The sequence below is a fragment of the Pseudomonas sp. FP818 genome (assembly GCF_030687335.1).
GTDB lineage: Bacteria > Pseudomonadota > Gammaproteobacteria > Pseudomonadales > Pseudomonadaceae > Aquipseudomonas > Aquipseudomonas shahriarae.
Window position 1 is genome coordinate 2,952,950 of the sequence record NZ_CP117427.1, and the last position, 23,315, is coordinate 2,976,264.

General features: G+C 63.3%; 20 protein-coding genes. All 20 read left to right on the top strand.

The window, feature by feature from the left end; all coding sequences use genetic code 11:
* Positions 1 to 2: 2 nt before the first annotated feature.
* The 20 genes from PSH80_RS13235 to PSH80_RS13330 all read left to right on the top strand — a co-directional run bounded on the left by PSH80_RS13235 (position 3) and on the right by PSH80_RS13330 (position 23,096).
* Positions 3 to 1,610 (top strand): glycosyltransferase family 39 protein, encoded by a 1,608-nt coding sequence (locus PSH80_RS13235; protein WP_305420513.1) that lies wholly within the window; start codon positions 3 to 5, stop codon positions 1,608 to 1,610.
* A 190-nt stretch (positions 1,611 to 1,800) separates the two neighbouring features.
* Entirely contained in the window at positions 1,801 to 2,007 is a 207-nt protein-coding gene (locus PSH80_RS13240) for a type VI secretion system contractile sheath small subunit (RefSeq protein ID WP_225923788.1), read from the top strand.
* Between the two features lie 200 nt (positions 2,008 to 2,207).
* Positions 2,208 to 2,912, top strand: coding sequence for an HPP family protein (locus tag PSH80_RS13245; protein ID WP_115128242.1), 705 nt, complete (start codon positions 2,208 to 2,210; stop codon positions 2,910 to 2,912).
* A 158-nt stretch (positions 2,913 to 3,070) separates the two neighbouring features.
* The gene (locus PSH80_RS13250) at positions 3,071 to 4,177 is read left to right on the top strand and encodes an enoyl-CoA hydratase/isomerase family protein (RefSeq protein WP_271043925.1); all 1,107 of its coding nucleotides are present in this window, start codon (positions 3,071 to 3,073) and stop codon (positions 4,175 to 4,177) included.
* Positions 4,178 to 4,180: 3 nt separating this feature from the next.
* Positions 4,181 to 5,332 carry an acyl-CoA dehydrogenase family protein gene (locus PSH80_RS13255; protein ID WP_120733147.1) on the top strand — a complete coding sequence of 384 codons (1,152 nt, stop codon included), beginning with the start codon at positions 4,181 to 4,183 and terminating at the stop codon, positions 5,330 to 5,332.
* 98 nt (positions 5,333 to 5,430) lie between these two features.
* Positions 5,431 to 5,880, top strand: coding sequence for an SRPBCC family protein (locus PSH80_RS13260; protein ID WP_120733150.1), 450 nt, complete (start codon positions 5,431 to 5,433; stop codon positions 5,878 to 5,880).
* Positions 5,881 to 6,046: 166 nt separating this feature from the next.
* Complete coding sequence (locus PSH80_RS13265) at positions 6,047 to 6,493, top strand: DUF411 domain-containing protein (protein WP_057959482.1); 447 nt, start codon at positions 6,047 to 6,049, stop codon at positions 6,491 to 6,493.
* A gap of 3 nt (positions 6,494 to 6,496) precedes the next feature.
* On the top strand, positions 6,497 to 6,925 hold the full coding sequence (locus PSH80_RS13270) for a YqaA family protein (protein ID WP_305420519.1): 429 nt from the start codon (positions 6,497 to 6,499) through the stop codon (positions 6,923 to 6,925).
* 33 nt (positions 6,926 to 6,958) lie between these two features.
* Positions 6,959 to 7,912 carry a D-2-hydroxyacid dehydrogenase family protein gene (locus tag PSH80_RS13275; protein ID WP_216312299.1) on the top strand — a complete coding sequence of 318 codons (954 nt, stop codon included), beginning with the start codon at positions 6,959 to 6,961 and terminating at the stop codon, positions 7,910 to 7,912.
* 558 nt (positions 7,913 to 8,470) lie between these two features.
* A complete protein-coding gene (glgA, locus tag PSH80_RS13280) occupies positions 8,471 to 10,030 on the top strand; it encodes a glycogen synthase GlgA (RefSeq protein ID WP_057436591.1) in 1,560 nt (519 codons plus the stop codon).
* A 14-nt stretch (positions 10,031 to 10,044) separates the two neighbouring features.
* Entirely contained in the window at positions 10,045 to 11,802 is a 1,758-nt protein-coding gene (gene treZ / locus PSH80_RS13285) for a malto-oligosyltrehalose trehalohydrolase (RefSeq protein ID WP_057959480.1), read from the top strand.
* Positions 11,799 to 13,883 (top strand): 4-alpha-glucanotransferase, encoded by a 2,085-nt coding sequence (malQ, locus tag PSH80_RS13290; protein ID WP_120733154.1) that lies wholly within the window; start codon positions 11,799 to 11,801, stop codon positions 13,881 to 13,883. Before treZ ends, malQ begins: the two co-directional genes overlap by 4 nt.
* Positions 13,880 to 16,633 (top strand): malto-oligosyltrehalose synthase, encoded by a 2,754-nt coding sequence (locus PSH80_RS13295; RefSeq protein WP_289138774.1) that lies wholly within the window; start codon positions 13,880 to 13,882, stop codon positions 16,631 to 16,633. The genes malQ and PSH80_RS13295 overlap by 4 nt, the downstream gene beginning before the upstream one ends.
* Positions 16,634 to 16,656: 23 nt before the next feature.
* Positions 16,657 to 16,887 carry a DUF2934 domain-containing protein gene (locus PSH80_RS13300; protein WP_057444084.1) on the top strand — a complete coding sequence of 77 codons (231 nt, stop codon included), beginning with the start codon at positions 16,657 to 16,659 and terminating at the stop codon, positions 16,885 to 16,887.
* A gap of 112 nt (positions 16,888 to 16,999) precedes the next feature.
* Positions 17,000 to 19,141, top strand: coding sequence for a glycogen debranching protein GlgX (gene glgX / locus PSH80_RS13305; protein WP_057436597.1), 2,142 nt, complete (start codon positions 17,000 to 17,002; stop codon positions 19,139 to 19,141).
* A gap of 1 nt (position 19,142) precedes the next feature.
* A complete protein-coding gene (locus tag PSH80_RS13310) occupies positions 19,143 to 20,144 on the top strand; it encodes an acyl-CoA dehydrogenase family protein (protein ID WP_057959477.1) in 1,002 nt (333 codons plus the stop codon).
* The gene (locus PSH80_RS13315; protein ID WP_057959476.1) at positions 20,141 to 20,899 is read left to right on the top strand and encodes a PIG-L deacetylase family protein; all 759 of its coding nucleotides are present in this window, start codon (positions 20,141 to 20,143) and stop codon (positions 20,897 to 20,899) included. The genes PSH80_RS13310 and PSH80_RS13315 overlap by 4 nt, the downstream gene beginning before the upstream one ends.
* A complete protein-coding gene (locus PSH80_RS13320) occupies positions 20,896 to 21,495 on the top strand; it encodes an SAM-dependent methyltransferase (RefSeq protein WP_057959475.1) in 600 nt (199 codons plus the stop codon). Before PSH80_RS13315 ends, PSH80_RS13320 begins: the two co-directional genes overlap by 4 nt.
* Positions 21,492 to 22,151 (top strand): glycosyltransferase family 2 protein, encoded by a 660-nt coding sequence (locus PSH80_RS13325; RefSeq protein ID WP_057436603.1) that lies wholly within the window; start codon positions 21,492 to 21,494, stop codon positions 22,149 to 22,151. The genes PSH80_RS13320 and PSH80_RS13325 overlap by 4 nt, the downstream gene beginning before the upstream one ends.
* Positions 22,152 to 22,334: 183 nt before the next feature.
* Positions 22,335 to 23,096, top strand: coding sequence for a PIG-L deacetylase family protein (locus PSH80_RS13330; RefSeq protein WP_057959509.1), 762 nt, complete (start codon positions 22,335 to 22,337; stop codon positions 23,094 to 23,096).
* Positions 23,097 to 23,315 lie beyond the last annotated feature (219 nt).

Consider the following 23,315-nt stretch of genomic DNA (forward strand, 5'->3'; position numbering starts at 1 on the left):
GCGTGGACACGCTAGCCAGCCCGGCCCTGCACCGCCAATCCTGGGGCGTCGGGCTCCTGGCGCTGCTGCTGTTTGTCGCCGGCAACTGGGACCAGGCAATTATCGGTTTTGACTCGCGCTTTGTGCTGTTCGCCCAGGAGATGTTGCGCCACGGCCCGGGGTTTTTCCCCTCCACCTATGGCCAGCCGTATGCCGATTACCTGTCGACCTCAACCCTGCTGACCTGGCTGTTGTCGCTGCCCCTGGGGCGGGTCACCAGCTTCAGTGCCTGGCTGCCGACCGCCGTTGCCTCGGCGGTCATCGTCGCCCTGGTCTACCGCCTGACCGCGCCCTACTCCCAGCGCTGGGCGCTGCTGAGCATCGCGTTGTTGTTGCTCAGCAGCACATTTATCAGCGAAACCCGCGCGGTCTCCCTGGATCAGATGCTCGCGGCGGTGACCCTGGCGCTGTTTTACCTGGGCTACGCCCACGATCACTTCGCCAGCCCTCGGCGCCTGCCCTGGCTATTGCTCCTGTTATTGCTCGGCTTTGCGATTCGCGGGCCCATCGGCCTCGTGATCCCCACCGGGGTGTTGTGCAGCTATTACCTGCTCAATCGTCAGTGGCGCCGGTTGTTCAGCTTCGGCGTGCTGGTCTTGGCGCTGCTGCTGGCGTGTGTCGGCTTGCTGCTGTTGCTGGCCAAGGTCAGTGGTGGCGAAAGCTTTATGCAGGACGTGATCCGCATGCAGTTCCTCGGGCGCCTGGACGGCCGCGAAGGCTCCGGCAGCGTCTGGTATTACTTCAGCAGCTCCCTGGGCAACTACGCCCCGGCCTACCCGTTGGCCCTGCTGGCGCTACTGGCGGTGCTGTTCAGTGCCCGGCGCACCGCTGATAGCGCATGGCAGTTGTTGCTGGGGTGCACGGCTGCGGGTTTGATCGTGCTGCTTGGCCTGTCGATCCCCGAGGCGAAAAAAGCCCGCTATGTGTTACCGATGATGCCGATGGTGGCGATTATCGCCGCGTACCCGTTCCACAGGGTGGACGGGCGGCTGTTCAAGGGGCTGCGGGGCTTGATGCTGGGGCTGTGGGCGCTGACCCCGGGGCTGTTGATCGGCGCGCTGCTGGTGGCGCGCCAGCGCTTTGCTGCGCAGCTGGAGCATTTCCAGGGCGTGTTGGGCCTGTTGATCGGCTTGCAGCTCCTGAGTGTGGGGATGCTCCTAAAGTGGCGCTGGCGCCCGGTGGGGCCGGCGTTTTGCGCGGTGCTGGCGGTATGGGGCCTGTACATCCTGGTGGTCGAACCCGTGGAGCGCCGCCTCTACGACACCCGCACCTTTGCCCGCGAGGCCCATGCGCTGATCCAGCAGGACCCGGCGCCGCTGGTATTGCATGGCTTGGGTAAAGACGCCAAGGCCATCAAGTTCATGGTCAATGTGGAATGTGACCGGGTGCCGCTGTTTACCCAGGCACCTGCCGACCTGGCCTCGTTGCCGGCGCCAGCGTGGCTGGTGATGGACCAGGCTGATTTCCAGCGCCTCGATGAGCCACGCTGGCGCGGATTGACGCCGGTACTGACGGGGCCCTTCGATAAAAACACCTATGTGCTGCTGCGTCTGGAGCGGGCTGGGCCATAGCAGGCATTTAAAGCCCTGTGGGGTGGTCATAAGCGCCACACGCACTATCAAGAAAGCTCCTACGTTTGTATCCGTAAATGCCGGTACCAGCTCCCCTATCAGCCCCATAACCCCGGCGCTAAACTGGTTTTACATCTGTGCTGCATAGTTACCGCCAAACGTTCAAAAGACGCCTCAGAGGATCGCCGCCATGGCTAAAGAGCAATTGCCTATTGAGCAGGTACATGTCGGCTATATCCCCATGCCCACCCTTGATCGGCTGATGGAGTTGCGCGACGCCCTGGTCGCGCTCAAGGGGCCGCTGGCCAATGACCCACGGCTGCGGGAAAGTGTGCAGAAGTCGTTGATCAATGCCGAGAACCACGAGCGGGTGCTGGGCAAGGTCAGCCTGGGGTAGGAGCGATGTTGATGCAAAAATACTGCACTTAACCTGCATTAATATGCATTGGCGAGGGGTTTGATTGATCGGCACACTTCGCCGGTTCCTCCCCCAAATGTTGGAACTTTCGCAGGGCTTTGCGGGAAACCGCAAAGCCCTTCTTTTTGCCTGATCCCGCATTATTTCCTGCTCGCCTTTGAAGATTGGACTGCCCCGCAATGCTCGCTCGTTGGTTACCCGCTGCTATCAATACCCGTCCCGCCGAATGGAGCCGCGCCGCCATCGGCATGGCCCTGGGCACCCTGTTTACCGTATGGCTCTGCGCCCAGGTGTATGGCCTGGAAGTGGCCATGCACCTGCTGGGTCCGCTGGGGGCCTCTGCCGTGCTGTTGTTTGCGGTGTCATCGGGGGCCCTCGCCCAGCCATGGTCGATTATTGGCAGCTATCTATGCGCCAGTGTGGTGGCCTTGCTGGTAGCCCGGGTCTTGGGCCGGACCCTGGGCAGCGCCTGCCTCGCGGCGGGCATGGCGTTGATGCTGATGTGCTGGCTGCGTTGCCTGCACCCGCCCTCGGGTGGCCTGGCCATGACCCTGGTCCTTGCCGACCCGGCCAGCATCGCCCTGGGCTGGCAGGAAGTCGGGCCGGTCATGCTGGGGGCTGGCACCCTGCTGCTCTCGGCCCTGGCCTATAACAACCTGACCCGCACCCGTTACCCCAAGGGCCCCGCCGAGGTGCCGGTGATGGTGCAACCGCACGCTCGGGAGGTGGACGCCAAAATCACCGCCGTGGACCTGGAGCAGGCGTTGGCGCAAATGGAGCAGTTTTTCGACGTCACCCCCAGCGAACTGGAAGAGCTGATCCACATCGCCGAAGACCATGCGCGCCGCCGCAGCATTGGCCAAGTGCTGGCCAGCCGGGTGTAGGCGCGCCCACCCTGGTTTTTTATCGAATACCCCCTGCATAAATGCAAAGATGACCTGCAGGATTCCGGCTTGTACTGGGCAAATTTGCACTGGTACGATCCGGGGATGGTTCGCCCGCGAACATTTTGATAAAGAACAATAAAAGCAGGGAGTTACAGATGACTGCTCAGGCTCAGTCCCAGGCGACATGCAGCACCCAGTCCTCCCAGGACAGCGTCCTGGCCGAAGTACGCAACCATATCGGCCACCTGACCCTCAACCGCCCCGCCGGCCTCAATGCCATCACCCTGGACATGGTCCGCAGCCTTTCGGCGCATTTGCGCGCCTGGGCCGAGGATGCCCAGGTGCATGCCGTGGTGTTGCGCGGCGCCGGCGAGAAAGCCTTCTGCGCCGGTGGCGATATCCGCTCGCTATACGACAGTTTCAAGGGTGGCGACACCCTGCATGAAGACTTCTTCGTCGAAGAATACGCCCTCGACCTGGCCATTCATCATTACCGCAAGCCGGTCCTCGCCCTGATGGACGGCTTTGTCCTGGGCGGCGGCATGGGCCTGGTCCAGGGGGCCGACCTGCGGGTTGTCACCGAACGCAGCCGCCTGGCCATGCCGGAAGTGGCCATCGGTTACTTCCCGGATGTGGGCGGCAGTTACTTCCTGCCGCGCATTCCTGGCGAGCTGGGGATTTACCTGGGGGTGACCGGGGTGCAGATCCGCGCTGCCGACGCGCTGTACTGTGGGCTCGCCGACTGGTACCTGGACAGCGCCAGGCTGGCGGAACTGGATCAGAAACTCGACCACCTGCAATGGCACGATTCGCCACTCAAGGACCTGCAAGGCTTGCTGGCCAAGCTTGCGGTGCAACAATTGCCGGATGCGCCACTGGCCGCCCTGCGCCCGGCCATCGACCACTTCTTTGCCCAGCCGGATGTGCCGAGCATTGTCGAACAACTGCAACAAGTGACCGTCGCCGATAGCCATGAATGGGCGCTGAGCACCGCGCAGTTGATGCAGACCCGCTCCCCCTTGGCCATGGCCGTCACCCTGCAGATGCTGCGACGCGGTCGCCACCTGGCACTGGAAGACTGCTTCGCCCTGGAGCTGCACCTGGACCGCCAGTGGTTCGCCCGGGGCGACCTGATCGAAGGCGTGCGCGCGTTGTTGATCGACAAGGACAAAGCCCCGCGCTGGAACCCGCCAACGCTCTCGGCATTGGACCAGCACCACGTCGACAGCTTCTTCCAAGACTTCGTGAAGAACGGGAATTAACTCATGCAAGATATTGAATTTACAGAAGAACAAGTCATGATTCGCGACATGGCGCGCGACTTTGCCCGTGGCGAAATCGCGCCCCATGCCCAGGCCTGGGAAAAGGCCGGCTGGATCGATGACGGCCTGGTCGCCAAGATGGGGGAACTGGGCCTGCTGGGCATGGTAGTGCCGGAAGAATGGGGGGGCACCTATGTGGATTACGTGGCCTACGCCCTGGCCGTCGAGGAGATTTCTGCGGGTGACGGCGCGGTAGGCGCGCTGATGAGTATCCATAATTCAGTGGGTTGCGGGCCGATCCTCAACTACGGCACACAGGCACAGAAAGAAACCTGGCTGGCCGAACTGGCCAGCGGCCAGGCCATCGGCTGCTTTTGCCTGACCGAGCCCCAGGCCGGCTCCGAAGCCCACAACCTGCGCACCCGCGCCGAATTGCGTGATGGCCAGTGGGTGATCAACGGCGCCAAGCAGTTTGTCAGCAATGGCAAACGGGCCAAATTAGCGATTGTGTTTGCAGTGACCGACCCGGAGTTGGGCAAAAAGGGCATTTCGGCGTTCCTGGTGCCCACCGACACCCCAGGTTTCACCGTGGACCGTACCGAACACAAGATGGGCATCCGCGCCTCGGACACCTGCGCCGTGACCCTCAGCCAGTGCAGCGTGCCCGAAGCCAACCTGCTGGGCGAACGCGGCAAGGGCCTGGCCATTGCCCTGTCCAACCTGGAGGGTGGGCGCATCGGTATCGCCGCCCAGGCCCTGGGCATTGCCCGCGCGGCCTTTGAAGCGGCGTTGGCCTACGCCCGTGACCGGGTGCAGTTCGACAAGGCCATTATTGAGCACCAGAGCGTGGCCAACCTGCTGGCCGACATGCAGACCCGCCTCAATGCCGCACGCTTGCTGATCCTGCATGCCGCACGGTTGCGCAGTGCGGGCAAGCCGTGCCTGTCCGAAGCCTCCCAGGCCAAGCTGTTTGCTTCGGAAATGGCCGAGAAAGTCTGCTCTTCGGCGATGCAGATCCATGGCGGCTATGGCTACCTGGAAGACTACCCGGTGGAGCGCTACTACCGGGATGCGCGGATTACGCAGATTTATGAGGGTACCAGTGAGATCCAGCGCATGGTGATTGCGCGGGAGTTGAAAAACTATCAGCTATAGCGCTTGCCGGCGTTACGTCGAAAAAAGCCTGGAGACTCCCGTGCGTTGTACGGGAGTGCGACTATTCTGACAGTTCCTAGCCGCACAGGAGGTGTGACATGAATGCAGTTGAGCACCCGCTCCGCGTCGAGCGAATCAGCCAGGAACGCTATATCCAAGCCCCCATCGAAACCGTCTATGACTACGTGACCCAGCCCGACCGCTGGCACGAATGGCACCCCACCTCGTTGAGCGCAGACACCGGTACCAGCGGCTCACTGCCCGTTGGCCAGCGCTTCACCGAAATGATCGACCTGCTGGGGGTACGAGTGCCCATGAGCTACCGGGTGCAGATCGCCGTGCCGCCCCGGGAGTTCAAGACCGTGTTCACCTCCCTCGCCGTGGATGGCAGCATTCACTACTTTCTCCAGGCGCGTGGCAGCGGCACCCTGTTTACCCGGGTGCTCAGCTATGAGACCGAGCTGCAGCTCGATACCTTGCAAGCGCGCATGGTGGCGCTGTCGAACCAGGCCATGGACCAACTCAAGCAACGCCTGGAGTCGTTCTGAGCTGACAAACTTGTCATCTTTCTCTCAGTTTGCTGACAGCAGCGGACGCTAAGCTCCGAGACTGTCGCGTGCGCGTATAATTTCGAAACATAACCACCTCACCTGCTTCGCAAAAGCGCGGACAATGCGCGCTCTTTGCGCACTCCGTAACCGATGGGACCTGTCTATGAAAACCACCCTGCGCCTGACTTTACTGTCCGCCCTGTTCATGACCAGCCTGGCCCAGGCCGCCGAACTGATCCCGATTGACGTGCATCGCGATGCCAACTGCGGCTGCTGCAAAAAATGGATCAGCCACCTCGAAGCCAACGGGTTCAAGGTCAACGATCATGTGGAAGCCGACATGAGTTCGGTCAAGCAGCGCCTGGGCGTGGCTCCGCGCCTGGCGTCCTGCCATACCGCGGTGATCGACGGCAAGTTCGTCGAAGGCCATGTGCCGGCTGATCAAGTGTTGGCCCTGCGCAAGCGCGACGATCTATTGGGCATCGCCGCACCTGGCATGCCCATGGGCTCGCCAGGGATGGAAACCCAGGGCATGAGCGACGCCTATCAAGTCATTGGCCTGACCCGCGCCGGCAAAGATGTGGTGGTAGCCGAATACCCGGCCCACTGATCTATGTTTGCAGGCTATGCCGGGCTGTTTCTCAGCGCTTTCGGGGCGGCTACGCTGCTACCGCTGCAATCGGAAGCGGTGCTGGTGGCGCTGCTGCTCAATGGCAGCTACTCGCTGTGGCTACTGCTCGGCATCGCGACCCTGGGCAACGTATTGGGCTCGTTGGTCAATTGGTTGCTGGGCCGTTCGGTCGAGCTGTTCAAGGACCGTCGCTGGTTTCCTGTGAGCGCTGCACAGTTGGAAAAGTCCCGCGGCCATTATCGTCGTTGGGGCCATTGGTCACTGCTGCTCAGTTGGCTGCCGATGATCGGCGACCCACTGACCCTGGTGGCCGGCGTGATGCGGGAGCCGCTCTGGCGTTTTATATTGATCGTCAGCCTGGCCAAGGCGGCCCGTTACGCGGTGGTGGCAATGGCTGTGCATTGGGTGTAACGGTCATCCCCAGTTAACGCAAGGCAGGTGTGTATGTCAGTACAGATCGCAGTCATAGATGATTGGCAAGACGTCGCGCGGGACGTGGTGGATTGGTCCGTGCTGGAGGCGGTCGGCCAGGTGCATTTCCTGCACGACTATCCGGCCGATACCGCCACCCTGATCGCTCGCTTGCAGGGGTTTGAGGTGATTTGCGTGATGCGCGAGCGCACGCTTTTCGATCAGGCGCTGTTGCAAGGGTTGCCGGCGCTTAAACTGCTGGTCACCGGTGGTATGCGCAATGCGGCCATCGACCTGGCCGCGGCCAAGGCCCTGGGCATCCAGGTGTGCGGCACCGACAGCTACAAGCACGCGGCGCCGGAGCTGACCTGGGCGTTGATCATGGCATCCACGCGCAATCTGCTGGCTGAATCCAACGCCCTGCGCGCCGGCCAGTGGCAACAAGGGCTGGGCGGCGATCTGCATGGCAAGACCCTGGGCATCCTCGGCCTGGGCAGTATTGGCCAGCGCGTGGCGCAGTTTGGCCAGGTGTTTGGCATGCGCGTGATTGCCTGGAGCGAGAACCTTACCCCGGAACGCGCCGCCGCCGTGGGGGTAACCTGGGTCAGCAAGCGCCAATTGTTCGAGCAGGCCGATGTGCTGTCGATTCACCTGGTGCTCAGCGAGCGCAGCCGTGGACTGGTGGATGCCCAGGCCCTGGCCTGGATGAAGCCCAGTGCACGTCTGGTCAACACCGCACGCGGGCCGATCGTTGATGAAGCGGCGTTGGTCGATGCACTGCGCCATGGCCGATTGGCCGGCGCAGCGCTGGATGTGTTCGGGCAGGAGCCATTGCCGGCGGACCATGAATTCCGCCATCTGCCCAATGTATTGGCCACACCCCATGTGGGCTACGTCAGCGAGCAGAACTACCGGCAGTTCTATGGGCAGATGATTGAAGACATCCAGGCGTGGGCTGCGGGGGAGATACGGCGCGGCCTGAATTGAGATCAAACATTAGAAGTAGCTTATAAAGCATTGATATATAACCATATTAAGTCTTAATAAATCACTTTAAGTACGACCACGCACCACTATCGAGCAGCACTGCCTCGGCGCCCCGCCAAGAGGCACCCATCCCCTGTGGCGAGCGGGCTTGCCCGCGTTGGACTGCGCAGCAGTCCCCCTCTCGTGCCTCTACACACCCAGCCTTCGATACGATGCCCACCCACCACACCGCCGCAAAAAAGATATTGTCCTACAAATTTTTCCCACAGCCCTTGCAGGCTCTGGGCTGTGTCCTAGACTGATGACCGATGGGTCACGATCAGAACAAAAGCCCCCGCAATAAATCGAAACTTTCCAACTCTGCCGTAGGTCAGGTTTAAGGTAGGACGCACGCCACCGGCGCCAGCCGGACGTCCGCCCATCCAATCTATTTATCAGTTCGGTGCAATTGGCATAAGCCTTGCCAGTCTGTGCAGTGCTAGTGCGCGTGACCGCAGGACGCGGTTGATTTTCGCTGGGGCCTCAGGCGCTCAGTTGACCAACACATGGGAGAGAACAATGATAAGTGCCGCTTCGGGAACTCAGGGACAGCGTTTTAGTCAGCCGGTCGATGGACCAACCACCTTGGTTGACCTTCCCGGCCCAGTGCGGTCGGTGTCGTCGCAAAATCCCAATCGCAAGAAAGTACTGTTTGTGACCTCGGAGCTGGCTGATCTGGTGAAAACCGGCGGCCTGGGGGATGTGTCCGCTGCCCTGCCCCGAGCCATGGCCCACCTGCACGATGTACGGGTGCTGATTCCGGGCTACCGCCAGGTGTTGGACAGCGACAACCCGATCCATATCATTGGCGAACTGGGTGGGCATGCCGCGCTGCCACCGTGCAAGATCGGGCGCATGGACCTCAAGGACGGCCTGGTCATCTATGTGCTGATCTGCCCCGAACTGTACGAGCGTGAAGGCACGCCCTATGGCGCCAACAACGGCCGCGACTGGCCCGACAACCATATCCGCTTCGCCCGCCTGGGCCTGGCCGCCGCCGATATCGCCGCCAACCTCGCGCAAATCCACTGGTGCCCGGACCTGGTGCATGCCCACGACTGGCCAGCCGGCCTGGCGCCGGCCTACATGCACTGGCGGGGTTCGCGCACCCCCACGCTGTTTACCATCCATAACCTGGCCTATCAGGGCGTGGTCAGCTTGGCCTCGTGCCCGGAACTGGGGATTCCCGAACATGCCTTGCAACAGGAAGGCATGGAGTTCTACGGCAAGATGTCGTTCCTCAAGGCCGGCATGGCCTATTCCAGCCATATCACCACGGTCAGCGCCACCTACGCCCGGGAGATCACCACCCCCGAGTTCGGCTGCGGCCTGGATGGCTTCCTTGCCAGCAAGACCCAGCAAGGCCTGCTCAGTGGCATCCCCAACGGCATTGATGAAAGCTGGGAGTCGTCCACCGACCCACACCTGGACCACCCATTCAATATCGGCGACTGGCAAGGCAAGGCGGTCAACGCCAGCCACGTACGCAAGCTGTTCGGCCTGGACGCGTCCAGCGGCCCGCTGTTTGCCGTGGTGTCTCGCCTGGTCTACCAAAAAGGTCTGGACCTGACCGAAGCCGTCGCCGGCTTTATCGTCGAAAACGGCGGGCAAATTGCCATTATCGGCCGTGGCGAGCCGGAAGAAGAACAAGCCATGCGCGCCCTGGCCCTGCGTTTCCCCGGCCGCATCGGCGTGCGGATCGGCTTTAACGAAACCGACGCCCGCCGCATGTTTGCCGGCAGCGACTTTTTATTGATGCCCTCGCGCTACGAGCCCTGCGGCCTGAGCCAGATGTACGCCCAGCGCTTCGGTTCGCTGCCGGTGGCGCGCAATACTGGCGGTCTGGCTGACACCATCGAAGATGGCGTGACCGGCTTTTTGTTCGACGAATCTACCGTCGAAAGCTACGAAGCCGCCCTCGCCCGTGCCTTCAAGGTGTTTGCCTTCCCCGGCCTGCTCAACGCCATGCGCTGCCGGGCCATGTCCGCGCCATTCAACTGGTGCCAGGCGGTGGAGCCCTATGCCGAACTTTACGAACAACTGGTAGCGAAAGCGCTGGGAAAATCAGGAAAAGTATAAAGAGGTTAGGATAGATGCCGTCACGGACTCTGGAAACATGGCCCCACGGCGCGATCATGCAGGATGCGCAACACACCCGCTTCGCCCTGTGGGCGCCTGATGCGTTTTATGTCAGCGTCGAGCTGCAAGGGGGGCAGTCGGTGCCCATGCTGCCCCAGGCAGCCGGCTGGTTTGTGGCTGACGTGCGCTGTGGGGCCGGTACCCGCTACCACTTTAATATTGATGGCGAGCGCGATGTGCCGGACCCGGCATCGCGCCTCCAGCACGCGGATGTACATGGCGACAGCGTGGTGGTCGATCCCTTGGCCTACCCCTGGCGCCACAGCGCCTGGCAGGGCCGACCCTGGCATGAAGCGGTGATCTACGAGCTGCATGTGGGGGTCCTGGGAGGCTACAGCGCTGTAGAGCAACACCTGCCACGCTTGGCCGAGTTGGGCATCACCGCCATTGAGCTGATGCCGCTGGCGCAGTGTCCTGGCGAGCGTAACTGGGGCTACGACGGGGTGCTGCCCTACGCGCCGCAAGCGTCCCTGGGCACGCCGGAGCAGTTGAAACAGCTGATCGACAGGGCCCATGAGCATGGCCTGGCGGTGATTCTGGATGTGGTCTACAACCACTTCGGCCCCGACGGTAACTACCTGGGCCAGTACGCCAAAGGCTTTTTCCGCGAAGACACCCACACCCCCTGGGGCGCCGGGATCGACTTTCGCCGCCGCGAGGTGCGCGACTTCTTTATCGACAATGCGCTGATGTGGCTCCTCGAATACCGCTTCGACGGCCTGCGCCTGGATGCGGTGCATGCCATCGACGACCCGTCGTTCCTCAAGGAACTGGCCCAACGGGTGCGTGAGCAGGTGGACCCGGACCGCCATGTGTGGCTGGTGCTGGAAAACGAATTCAACCAGGCCAGCCTGTTGCAGCAGGGTTTCGATGCGCAATGGAACGACGACGGGCATAACGCCCTGCACGTGCTGTTGACCGGCGAGACCGACGCCTATTACGCCGACTTTGCCGACGAACCCACCGCCAAACTGGCGCGCTGCCTGGGCGAAGGCTTTATCTATCAGGGTGAGACCACGCGCCACGGTACCCGGCGTGGCGAATCCAGCGAGCACTTGCCGCCCAGTGCCTTTGTGCTGTTTTTGCAGAACCACGACCAGATCGGCAACCGCGCCCTTGGCGAGCGCTTGCATCAACTGTGTTCGCTCCAGGCGTTGCAGGCGGCGACCACCTTGTTGCTGATGTCGCCGATGATCCCGCTGCTGTTCATGGGTGATGAGATCGCCGCCGAGCAGCCCTTCCTGTTCTTTACCGACCATCACGGCGAACTGGCCGAGGCCGTGCGCGAAGGCCGACGCAATGAGTTTGCTGACTTCGCCGCCTTCAGCGACCCCGAGCGCCGCGCGCAGATTCCCGACCCCAACGCGCTGCAGACCTTCGAGCGCTGCCTCCCGCAGTTTAGCCAGGCGCCTGCGGCGCTGTATCGCCAACTGCTGGGCCTGCGCCGGCAACATATCGTGCCCCACCTGCCCGGCAGCATGGCCCTCGGCGCGCAGGTCCTGGGCCAGGGCGCGGTATCGGCCCGCTGGCGGATGGGCAATGGCAGCATCCTGCAGATAGACCTCAACCTGAGCCCGGCCACCCTGCACCATCCGGCCGGCATCACTGAGCTGTTCAGCACCAGCAGCGACCCTGGGTCACTCACGCCCTTCTGCGCCCGCGTCAGCCTGACGCCGGGCGACACCTCATCACCTGTTGGAGAGCACCCTTGAGCGAAGCGCAATTGGAAATACTCGCCAGCCGCGCGGGCCTGGCGGTGGATTGGATCGACGCCAATGGCCGTCCGCAACATGTCAGCGCCGACGCCTTGCGCGCCGTGCTCAACGGCCTTGGCCACCCCGCCGACACCGATGAAGCCATCGCTGCCAGCCTGCAAGACCTGGAACGTGTGCAACGAGACCGGCACCTGGCGCCACTGTTAACCGTGGATGTCGGCAGCAGCCTCGACCTGGCCGCATACTTTGCTCCCGGCACGCCGTGCCAGGTTTACCTGGAGGATGGCAGTACCCAAAGCCTTGAGCTGGACGCCGAGGCCAACCTGCCCGGCACCTTGCCCGTGGGCTACCAGCGGGTACAGATCGGCGGCCAGTCCTTCACCTTGGCTGTCGCGCCCCTGCGCTGTTTCAGCGTGGCCGAGGCGGTGGACAGCCAGCCTGCCCGTGCGTGGGGCCTGAGCGCCCAGTTGTATGCCTTGCGCCGTAGCGGCGACGGCGGTTTTGGCGACACCCAGGCCCTGGAACAACTGGCCCGCGCCGCCGCTGAACGGGGCGTCGATGCCCTGGCTATCAGCCCGCTGCACGCAATGTTCAGCGCCGATACCACGCGCTACAGCCCCTACTCGCCGTCCAGCCGACTGTTCCTCAATAGCTTGTACGCCTCGCCGGGGTGCATCCTCGGCGAGCGCGCAGTGCGCAGCGCCATCGAGTCCACCGGGTTGGCCGATCAGCTGCAGGAACTGGAACAACAAAGCCTGATCGACTGGCCTGCCGCCGCCAAGGTCAAGCAACGCCTGCTGCGCGCCCTGTATGAGGACTTCTGCCAGGGCGAGCACCCGCAGCAGGCGGACTTCCTGAGCTTTCGCCAGGCCGGCGGTGAGGCCCTGGAAAACCACTGCCGCTTCGAAGCCATCCAGGCCGAGCGCGCCGCCAACGGCGAAAGCCTCGACTGGCGCCAGTGGCCCGAGGAGTGGCGCGATCCGGGCAGCGCCGCGCTGGCACAATTCGCCGCCGAGCAAGGCGAGGCCATTGGCTTCTATGCTTTTAACCAATGGCTGATCGCCCGCTGCCTTGAACGTGCGCAACAAGCCGCCCGCGGCAGTGGCATGGGCATCGGCCTGATTGCCGACCTGGCCGTGGGTGCCGATGGCGCCGGCAGCCAGGCCTGGAGCCGTCAGGATGAACTGCTGGCCGACCTGACGGTGGGTGCGCCACCGGACATCCTCAACCGTGCCGGCCAGGGCTGGGGCATCTCCGCGTTCTCTCCCGAAGGCCTGAAACGCAACGGTTTTCGCGCGTTTATCGAAATGCTGCGGGCCAACTTCGCCCATGCTGGCGGCTTGCGTATCGACCATGTGATGGGCTTGCAACGGCTGTGGGTGATCCCCAGGGACGCTTCACCCAAACAAGGCGCTTATCTGTATTACCCGGTGGACGACCTGCTGCGCCTGCTGGCCCTGGAATCCAGCCGGCACCAAGCGATTGTGCTCGGCGAAGACCTGGGCACGGTGCCCGAGGGCCTGCGGGAAAAACTCAGCGCCCGGGCCATGCTGGGCATGCGCGTATTGCTGTTCGAACAGGACCACGGCGGGCGCTTCACGCCGATCCTCGACTGGCCGGATAACGCCCTGGCCACCACCAGTACCCATGACCTGCCGACGCTCAATGGCTGGTGGCACAGCCGCGATATCGACTGGAATGTGCAACTGGGACTGATCGACGCGCCGACGGTGGAGCAATGGAGTGAGCACCGCCAGCGCGAGCGTGAAGCACTGCGCCGGGCCCTGGTTCAAGACCCGCAGAACTTTCTCGATGAGCTGCGCAACGAAACCGACCACATGCTCGATGCCAGCGTGCGCTACCTCGGCCACACCCGTGCGCCGCTGGTGTTGCTGCCCCTGGAAGATGCCCTGGGCGTCGAAGAGCAAGCCAACCTGCCCGGCACTACCGACACCCATCCCAACTGGCGACGGCGCCTGCCGGGGGACGCCGCGCACCTGCTCGACGATGACAACGCTGCGCGCCGCCTGGAGTTACTGGCGGTCGCCCGTAATCAAGCCCTAGAGCGTGACCGATGAACAGCGTCTTACTACGAGCCACCCAGCGTCTGCAATTTCACAAAGGCTTTACCCTCGATGATGCGGTGCCGCTGGTGCCGTATTTTGCCCGCCTGGGCATCAGCCACCTGTATGCATCGCCCCTGCTCAAGGCCCGCGCCGGTTCAATGCATGGCTACGACGTGGTCGACCCGACCACCGTCAACCCGGAACTGGGCGGCGAACCCGCCTTGCGTCGCCTGGTGGCGGCCCTGCGCGCCCATGAGATGGGGCTGATTCTGGATATCGTGTCCAACCACATGGCCGTCGGTGGCAGCGATAACCCCTGGTGGCTGGATCTGCTGGAATGGGGGCGCCTGAGCCCTTACTGCGAATTCTTCGATATCCAGTGGCACTCCCCCGACCCGCTGCTCAAGGGCCAACTGCTGATGCCCTTCCTCGGCAGCGATTACGGTGAGGCCTTGCAAAGCGGCAACCTGCCCCTGCGGTTTGACCCGGTCCAGGGCAGCTTCTTTGTCGAGCACTACGAGCACCGCTTCCCGATCTGCCCCAGGGACTACGGCGATATCCTGCGCCTGCATCCGCCCCTCAAAGAGCTGGCCGACCGCTTCAGCGCCCTGGCCTATCAGGCCGATGCCTGGCCCCTGGCCGCCAGCCTGAAACAGGAACTGGCCGTAGAGGCGCGCGAGCCCCTGAACCTGACAGCCATCGAGCACATCCTGGCGCTGTTTGATGCGCGCCAGCCCGAGGGGTTTTCCCGGTTGCACCAACTGCTGGAGCAGCAAGCCTACCGCCTCGCCAGTTGGCGCACGGCGGCGGATGACATCAACTGGCGGCGCTTTTTCGACGTCAACGAGTTGGGCGGCCTGCGGGTGGAGCGGGCCACGGTGTTCGAGGCCACCCACCGCAAGATTTTCCAGCTGATCAGCGAGGGCCTGGTCGATGGCCTGCGCATCGACCATATCGACGGCCTGGCCGATCCCCGTGGCTACTGCCGCAAGTTGCGGCGCCGGGTGGATGGATTGTCGCCGAGCCGGCACTTGCCGATCTTTGTCGAGAAAATCCTCGGCACCGGGGAAACCCTGCGCGAAGACTGGCGGGTAGATGGCACCACCGGCTATGAGTTCATGAACCAGGTGTCGCTGGTACAGCACGACCCTCAGGGGTTCGAGGCGTTGGCCCAGCTGTGGAGCGAGGCCAGCGAGCGGCCGTCGGCGTTTATCGAGGAAGCCTGGCTGGCCCGGCAACAAATCCTCAACGGCTCCCTGGCCGGGGATTTTGAAAGCGTGGCCCAGGCCCTGCTGCAAGTGGCCCGCGCAGATGTGATGAGCCGTGACCTGACCCTGGGCGCGATCCGCCGCGCCTTGCAGGAGCTGATCGTACACTTCCCGGTGTACCGCACCTACATCAGCGCCTGTGGCCGCAGCGCCGCTGACGAGGCGCTGTTCCAGCAGGCCCTGGCCGGTGCCCGTGGGACTTTGAGCGAAGCCGACTGGCCAGTGCTCGACTACCTGCAACAGTGGCTCGGCGGCCAACTCTGGCGCGAACGCCCGGTGGGGCAGCCGCGCAAGATCCTCAAGCATGCCTGCGTGCGTTTCCAGCAACTGACCTCGCCGGCAGCCGCCAAGGCCGTGGAAGACACCGCTTTCTATCGCTCGGCAGTGCTGCTCTCGCGCAATGACGTGGGTTTCAGTACCGAACAGTTCAGCGCGCCCCTGGCCGAGTTCCATGCCGCCAACCAGCAGCGCCTGCAGACCTTCCCCGATAACCTGCTGGCCACCGCCACCCATGACCACAAACGCGGCGAAGACAGCCGAGCGCGCCTGGCGGTGCTCAGCGAGTGCGCGCCCTGGTATGCCGAGCAGGTGCAACAGTGGCGCAGGCTGGCGGCGCCCTTGCGCGATGATCCGGCCATCCCCTCGGCCGGTGATGAGCTGATCCTGTATCAGGTGCTGCTGGGCAGTTGGCCCCTGGACCTGGGCATTGAGAACACCGACGACTATCAGCAGCGCCTCTGGCAGTGGCAGCAAAAAGCCCTGCGCGAAGCCAAGCTGCACAGCAGCTGGAGCGCCCCCAACGATATTTATGAGCAAGGTGTCGAAGCCTTCCTCAGGCGCTTGTTGCTCGAGCCCGTTGGTCTGACCTTGCGCACCGCGATCCACGCGGCGGCCGAGGCCATCGCCCCCGCCGGCGCGTTGAACGGGCTGGCGCAATCCTTGCTGCGCAACACCGTGCCAGGCGTGCCGGACCTGTACCAGGGCGACGAATTCTGGGACTTGAGCCTGGTGGATCCGGACAACCGGCGGCCGGTGGATTTCAATGCCCGGCAACAGGCATTGGCGGCAGCACCCGGCGCCTTGCTTGAGCGCTGGCGTGACGGGCACTTGAAGCAGGCGCTGATTGCCCAGGTGTTGAACCTGCGCAAGGCCTACCCGTTGTTGTTTGCCAGGGGACGCTATGTACCGCTGCAAGTGCTGGGCCGGCATGCCCAACGGATTGTCGCCTTCAGCCGCGAATATCAAGGCCAGTGGCTGTTGGTGGTGGTGCCACGCTGGACCCACGCTCTGCTTGAAAACAGCGCCCAGCCCCGGGTGGATGCGCAGGTTTGGGGCGATACCCGGATCACATTACCGTTCGACGCCACGCTGCAAAATTGGAAGGGACTTTTGCAAACAGGCGCAGTCACACCCAACAAGGAGCTACTGATCAGCGCTGCCCTGGGGGTACTCCCGGTAAATGTCTTTATCCATTCTGACGATCAAGAAAGCTGAAATTTTCTGTGAGGAGCATTGCGATGAGCACCGAAGACAAACGCGTTCGTGAATTCGCGTATCAGATATGGGAGTCCGAAGGTAAACCTGAGGGCCAGGAAGCCCGTCATTGGGAAATGGCCCGCAAGCTGGCCGAAGCCGAGGCCCTGACTCCGAGTAAACCCAAGACCGGCACCAAGGCCAAGGCAAAGCCGGCCGCGGAAAAACCGGCGGTCGCCAAAAAGCCACGGGCGGCGCGTAAGCCTGCCGGCTGATCCACCTTCCCACAGGAGCCGGCCACCGGCTCCTGCAGCACACTCAACGATTGATCTGACCTGATGTCAGCACGGCCCCGTTCGGCCTGAAAAACCCTGCAGGAGCAACACCATGAGCAAGACACCCGCTACCGAGCCATCGCGCATTCGTGAAGGCTTGCCCTTCCCCCTCGGCGCGACCTGGGATGGTCTGGGGGTCAATTTCGCGCTGTTCTCGGCCAACGCCACCAAGGTTGAGTTGTGCCTGTTCGACGATACCGGCGAAGTCGAGCTGGAACGTATCGAGCTGCCGGAATACACCGACGAGACCTTCCACGGCTACTTGCCCGATGCCCACCCCGGGCTGATCTATGGCTACCGGGTATACGGGGCCTACGATCCCGCCAACGGCCATCGCTTCAACCACCATAAATTGCTGATCGACCCCTATGCCAAGCAATTGGTGGGCGAGCTCAAATGGTCCGAAGCGTTGTTTGGCTACACCATCGGTCACCCGGATGCCGACCTGAGTTTCGATGAGCGCGACAGCGCACCCTTCGTGCCCAAATGCAAAGTCATCGACCCAGCCCATACCTGGGGCAACGACCAGCCGGTGCGCACCCCGTGGGACCGCACGATCATCTACGAAACCCATCTGCGCGGCATCAGCATGCGCCATCCTTCGGTCCCTGAAGCGGTGCGCGGCACCTGCGCCGGGTTGATGGTGGACGATGTGCTCAAGCACATCCGCCAACTGGGGGTGTCCTCGGTGGAGTTGCTGCCGGTGCATGCCTTCGTCAATGACCAGCATTTGCTGCAAAAAGGCATGACCAACTACTGGGGTTACAACAGCATCGCCTTCTTTGCCCCCGACCCGCGCTACCTGGCCAGCGGCAAGATCGCCGAGTTCAAGGAAATGGTCGCGCACCTGCACGAGGCCAAGCTGGAAGTGATCCTCGATGTGGTCTACAACCACACCGCCGAAGGCAACGAGCAAGGCCCGACCCTGTCGATGCGCGGCATCGACAACGCCTCCTACTACCGCCTGATGCCTGACGACAAGCGCTTCTATATCAATGACTCGGGCACCGGCAACACCCTGGACCTGAGTCACCCTTGCGTACTGCAAATGGTCACCGACTCCCTGCGTTACTGGGCCACCGAGATGCATGTGGATGGCTTCCGCTTTGACCTGGCGACCATCCTCGGGCGTTATCACGACGGTTTCGACGAGCGTCACAGCTTCCTTGTGGCCTGCCGCCAGGACCCGGTGCTGCGCCAGGTAAAAATGATCGCCGAGCCTTGGGATGTGGGCCCCGGCGGTTATCAGGTGGGCAACTTCCCGCCGGGCTGGGTGGAGTGGAATGACCGTTTCCGCGACACCGTGCGCGCGTTCTGGAAAGGCGATGACGGCCAGTTGGCGGACTTTGCCGGGCGCATGACCGCCTCCGGCGAAATGTTCAACCAGCGCGGGCGCCGCCCCTACAGCTCGGTGAACTTCATCACCGCCCACGACGGCTTCACCCTGCATGACCTGGTGTCCTACAACGACAAGCACAACGAAGCCAACGACGAGAACAACCAGGACGGCAGCAATAACAACCTGTCGTGGAACCACGGCGTCGAAGGACCGACCGAAGACCCGGAGATCAACGCGCTGCGCCTGCGCCAGATGCGCAACTTCTTCGCCACCCTGCTGCTGGCCCAGGGCACGCCGATGCTGGTGGCCGGGGATGAGTTCGCCCGCACCCAGCACGGCAATAACAACGCCTACTGCCAGGACAGCGAAATCGGCTGGGTCAACTGGGAGCTGGATGAGGATGGCAAGTCCCTGCTCAAGTTCGTCAAACGCCTGATCAAGTTGCGCTTGGCCTACCCCATCCTGCGTCGCGGGCGCTTCCTGGTGGGCGACTATAACGAGGACATCGGGGTCAAGGACGTGACCTGGCTGGCCCCCGATGGCAATGAAATGACCATCGAGCAATGGGAAGACAGCCAGGGCCGTTGCCTGGGCATGTTGATGGATGGGCGCGCCCAGGAAACCGGGATCCGCCGGCCGGGGGCCGATGCTACGCTGCTGTTGGTGGTCAATGCGCACCATGACCTGGTGAACTTCCGCTTGCCCCAGGTGCCGGATGGCGGTTTCTGGACCTGCATGGTCGATACCAACCAGCCGGCCGTGCGCGGCCAGGAACGTTTCGATTTTGACCATGAATATGCCGTGACCGGGCGCTCGCTGCTGCTGTTCGAGCTGCAACACGAGGAAGAGGTGTGAAATGGATTTACACGGGTTCCTGCAACGCAATCGTAAGGGTCTGGCCGATACCGAGGGCCTTGGTCAGACCCTGAGCGCCATGGTGGCGGCTGGCCTGGATCAATTGCCATTGCCGGGTGGCGGGCAGACCCTGCTGCGCTTCAGCCTGCTGGCCCAGGTGGCCGGGCACAACCTGAGCCTGTGCAAGCTGTTCGAAGGGCACACCGACGCGCTGGCAATCATGGCCGACCTCAACAGCGCGGCGCCGCCGGCGGGCAGCACCTGGGGCATGTGGGCCGCCGAACCGCCGACGGCACGGGTGCAGGTCAGGCGTGAGGGCTCGCAGTACCTGCTGCATGGCCGCAAGGCCTGGTGTTCCGGGGCCGGGGTGGTCAGCCACGGGTTATTGACCGCCTGGGATGCGCAGGAGCGCCAGCAGTTGGTCGCGGTGTCAATGGACCAGCCGGGGGTAACTGTGACCGCCGAAGGCTGGAACGCCGTGGGCATGGGCGCTTGCGCGAGTGTCGATGTGACGTTCGAGAACGCCGTGGCGCTGGCCGTAGGCGCCCCAGGGGATTACCTGCAACGCCCCGGCTTCTGGCACGGCGGGGTTGGTATTGCCGCCTGTTGGTACGGCGCGGCGCAGCGCTTGGCCGAGGCCCTGCGTGAACACTGCGACCAACGCGAAGAGCCGCATGCGCTGGCGCATCTGGGCGCGGTGGACATGGCCTTGTACGCGGCCGCTACGGTGCTGCGCACGGCTGCGCGGCAAATCGACGATCAGCCCCAGGCCAATGCCCAACTGCTGGCACGCCGCGCGCGGGCGGTGATTGAGGCGGCGGCCAACCAAGTCATCCATCACACAGGCCGGGCTTTGGGCGCCGGGCCTTACTGCAAGGATGAACACTTCGCCCGGCTGATGGCCGACTTGCCGGTGTACTTGCGCCAAAGCCATGCCGAGCGTGACCTGGCGGCCCTTGGCAAGCAGGTGGCGATCCAGTCCGGAGGGACGTGGCAATTATGAAAGCCAACCCCATTGTCGGCCAAGGCACCCCGCTGCGGGCCTGGCAAGGTTCAGCCCGGGTCGCCGGCCTGCCCGAGGTCAATGTGGCGCAATTGGTGCCTGATGGTTGCCGCGCCGTGATAATCGCGCCCCATCCGGATGATGAAGTGCTCGGCTGCGGCGGCCTGTTGCAAGGCTTGGCCGCGCTGGGCCGCGAACTGCTGCTGATCTCGGTGACGGATGGCTGTGCCAGCCACCCCGGCTCGCCCCGTTGGCCGCAGCAGCGTTTGCGCGAGGTGCGCCCGCAGGAGTCGGCCGAGGCCTTGCAGCGCCTGGGTTGGCATCAGCAACGCCTGACCTGGCTGCGCGGCGGTTTTAGCGACAGTCAGGTGCAGGCCCGGGAATCGGCGCTGACTGAATTTATCCAGCGGCACCTGCAACCGGACGATGTGGTGTTCACCACCTGGCGCGAAGACGGGCATTGCGACCACGAAGCGGTAGGCCGCGCCAGTGCCCAGGCGGCCTTGGCGGTCGGTGCGCGCTTGATTGAACTGCCGGTGTGGACGTGGCATTGGGCAACCCCCGAAGACCCACGGGTGCCGTGGCAGCGCGCACGCAAGATTGCCCTGGCGCCCGCCGTCGTCGCGCGCAAGCGTCATGCCCTGCACGCCTTCACCAGCCAGCTGGAAGGCGACCCCCAGATCGACTTGCCGCCCGTCTTGCCGCCCCACGTGCTGGAGCGGCTGTTACAACCTTTTGAAGTGGTGTTTGTATGAGTGTGGCCACGGCTTACTTCGACCAATTGTTTGTGGATAATGACGATCCCTGGGCCTTCCGCCAGCGCTGGTACGAGCAGCGCAAGCGCGCCTTGACCCTGGGACTGCTGACCAAGCCCCGCTATGCCTCGATTTTCGAACCCGGCTGCGCCAATGGCGAGTTGAGCGCCGAACTGGCGCCACGTTGCGCGCGTCTGCTGTGCTGCGACACCGCCGCTGCCGCAGTGAGCCTGGCGCAAGCGCGCCTGCAAGGGTTCGCCCATGCCCAGGTCGAGCAACGTCGCTTGCCTGCCCAATGGCCGGGCGGCAGGTTCGAACTGATCGTGCTGAGCGAGTGGTGCTATTACCTCGACCATGACGACCTGTGCCTGCTCGTCGAGCAGATCCTGGCCGCGCTGACCGACGATGGCCAGGTCCTGGCCTGTCACTGGCGCCCGGCTATCGACGGTTGCCCGCAAACTGCGGAACAGGTCCACCAGGTGTTGCACCAACGCCTGGGTATGTCCCGCCTGGCGCAGGTGGCTGACAGTGATTTCCTACTCGACCTGTGGTCTCGCGAAAGCGCCTCGGTCGCCCATCTCGAGGGCTTGCGATGATCGGCATTCTGATCCCGGTGCATAACGAAGAGGCGCTGCTGCCTGAATGTCTGAAGGCCGCGTTGATCGCCGCCAGCCATCCCGGGTTGCTCGGTGAAGAAGTGCAGATACTGGTGGTGCTCGACAGTTGTACCGACCGCAGTGCGGCCATTGCCGAGACGTTCGGCGTACACAGCCTGAGCGTCGAGGCGCGCAATGTCGGCCAGGTGCGGGGCATGGGCGCTCGGCACCTGCTTAACAATGGCGCCCGCTGGATCTCCTGTACCGATGCCGACAGTCGTGTTGCCACCGATTGGCTGGTGGCGCAACTGGCGCTGGGCGTGGATGCGGTGTGCGGCACCGTCACGGTGGACGCCTGGAGCGATGGTTTCGACCAGGCGGCGCAGATCCGCTATCACCAGTCCTACCAGGCCTGTGACGGGCATCGGCACATCCATGGGGCCAATCTGGGGGTCAGCGCTGGCGCCTATGTGCGGGCTGGCGGGTTCGAGCCCCTGCCCTGTCATGAAGATGTGCAACTGGTACGCCAGTTGGAGCGTTGCGGCGCAACCATTGCCTGGAGCCACGCGCCCCAGGTCATTACCAGTGCGCGCCTGGAGTGCCGTGCGCAAGGCGGATTTGGCGACTATTTGAAGGGGCTGATGCAGCCTTCCTGAAATAAATACGATTTTACCCGGCCGGAGCGCGACGAATCCCCGCCAATGAACAATACTCAGGTATGGCAATCCAGGATTCGGAACGCCAGCGTGCCGTACGGGCCTGGCGCCTGCGCGACAAAAAGGAGAGTCGACCCGTCAACGGGATACGACCTGCATCAAACGGACAAGGACGTGACATTGATCAAACCCGCCCCCCTGCACGACGGGCGCCGCGTGCCGGCGCAAATCTGGAACAGTGCGCCTCAGCTGGCGCAAATCCCGACCATCAGCCCTTCTCTGCTGGTGCCCCCAGGCTCACGCGTGGTGGTAGTTGCTCCGCATCCTGGGGACGAAGTGCTGGCCTGCGGCGGTTTGCTGCAGCTGTTCAGTGCCCTGGACTACCCTCTGAAGTTGATCTCGATCACCGACGGCAGTGCCAGCCATCCGGGCTCCAACCAATGGTCGGCGCAACGCCTGAGCGTGTTCCGGCCCCAGGAAAGTGTCGAGGCCCTGCGCCGCCTGGGCTTGCCCTTGCACAGCCTGAAATGGATCCGTGGTGGCTTTTGCGACAACGCCCTGGCCGCCCACGAACAGCCCTTGAGCCAGTTTATTGCGCGTTACCTGCAACCCGGCGATGTGGTGTTTACCACTTGGCGCAATGATGGCAATGACGACCACGATGCGGTTGGTCGTGCCACCGCCATCGCCTGTGCGCTGACGGGCGCGCGCCTGCTGGAGTTGCCGATCTGGGCCTGGCACTGGCCCGCCCGCGAAGCCGGGCGCATGCCCTGGCAGTGCGCGCGCAAGGTGCGCCTCGACACCTGGAGCGTGGCGCGCAAACGCCATGCCGCCCACGCCTACGCCAGTCAGTTGCTCGGCGACCCGCTGATCGGCCTGGCGCCCATGCTGCCACCGGTGTTGCTGGAGCGTATGCGTGAGCCCTATGAGATCGTGTTCCTGTGACACAGGTCTATACCTGTTAATTCTGACAGTGGCGGCCCTTCCCGGCGGTTGCTAACGTGGAACCAGCACTGCACAGGTTCAGGTGCAGTCGAGATAGCCATGCCAACCCCTTGCATTGGCGATGTTTTACGAAACAGGAAACCGGTTGTCCCTTATCGTTATCGTGCTTTTTTGCGTTGTCATGGTCCGGACCGTGCCTGCCCTTGGGGGCGGCGGGAC